This window comes from Kluyvera cryocrescens NBRC 102467 (assembly GCF_001571285.1).
GTDB classification, from domain to species: domain Bacteria; phylum Pseudomonadota; class Gammaproteobacteria; order Enterobacterales; family Enterobacteriaceae; genus Kluyvera; species Kluyvera cryocrescens.
Window position 1 is genome coordinate 1 of sequence record NZ_BCTM01000082.1, and the last position, 1348, is coordinate 1348.

1 protein-coding gene is annotated in these 1348 nt (G+C 48.1%); it reads right to left on the minus strand.

Annotated features, from left to right (window positions below; translation table 11 throughout):
* Positions 1 to 277: 277 nt before the first annotated feature.
* Positions 278 to 1282: an IS110-like element IS4321 family transposase gene (locus KCR01S_RS23570; RefSeq protein WP_000427623.1), complete on the minus strand. Its 1005-nt coding sequence runs from the start codon at positions 1280 to 1282 to the stop codon at positions 278 to 280.
* Between the last annotated feature and the right edge of the window lie 66 nt (positions 1283 to 1348).

Consider the following 1348-nt stretch of genomic DNA (forward strand, 5'->3'; position numbering starts at 1 on the left):
GGGGTCCGCTTGGAAAACGGAATCTATGGTCACTCCCGTTTTTGCAACACCGATTTTGACGACAAGTTGGCTTGCTTGAATCTATCCGGCGTCTGAATGGGATTTTATTCCCGCGCCTTGATGAGTTCCGCGCCTGATGAACCTCCAGAAAATATACGGCTTCAATGAGCCTTTCCGTTTTACAGGTTCCTCAACAGGCCGGTGGGCCGTTAGTATCATCAATATCAGTATTCGCAAAACCAGATCAGTAATTCTTTAAACCGGTGTATTTCTGCCGTTATGCTACATAAGTTTGCTGTCGTGCCGTTAGGGCCCAGGCTATTCTGGCCAGCTTGTTTGCCAGAGCACAAGTGACGACAAAGTTGCTTTTCCGGCACAGTAAATCCCTGACCCAATCGGCCAATTTGCCAGACTGGTGTTCCAGTTTTTGTATGAATACCCTGGCACATTGAACCAACAAAGTTCGGATCTTTTTATTACCTCGCTTACTAATTCCCAGCAATGTCGTCCTACCTCCCGTGCTGTACTGCCGAGGTACAAGCCCTGTTGCCGCCGCAAAGTCACGGCTGCTGGCGTACTGCTTCCCGTCGCCAATCTCAGTTGAAATAGTACTCGCTGTCAGTGTTCCGACGCAGGGAATGCTCAGCAAGCGCTGTCCAACCTCATCTTCGTCCAACTTTCGTTTCAACTGGGATTCCAAATCTTTAATCTGCTCAACAAGATAGTGATAATGCTGTTGTAATTTCAGCAATAACTGGCTGAGGTAAAGAGGCAAACTATTATCCTCAAGAATGGTACTCAGTCGGCTAATAACGGCAGCTCCTCGGGGAACGCTAATGCCAAATTCCAGCAGAAAAGCATGCATTTGATTGGTTGTTTTTACCTTATCCTGAACCAGGGATTCACGGACACGATGCAGAGCCCGCATTGCCTGCTGAGATTCCGTTCTGGGCTGCACAAAACGCATAGACGGACGCGATGCAGCTTCACAAATAGCTTCGGCGTCGACAAAGTCGTTTTTATTGCTTTTAACGAACGGGCGGACAAATTGTGGTGATATCAGCTTTGGGGAATGCCCCAACTCTTCCAACTTGCGTGCCATAAAGTGAGAACCGCCACAGGCTTCCATTGCGATGGTTGTAGCGGGGCATGTCGCCAAAAATTCGATCAACTTTGGCCGGGTAAATTTTTTACGGTAAACAGCCTTCCCGCGACGATCCTGGCAATGAATATGGAAAGAGTTTTTACCCAGATCGATACCAATGAGCGCAATGTTTTCCATGATAGTTCTCCGAATGAAAGCCTGTCCTCAGCATAGTACCGGGAAGGAGGGAGTGACCATCTCATT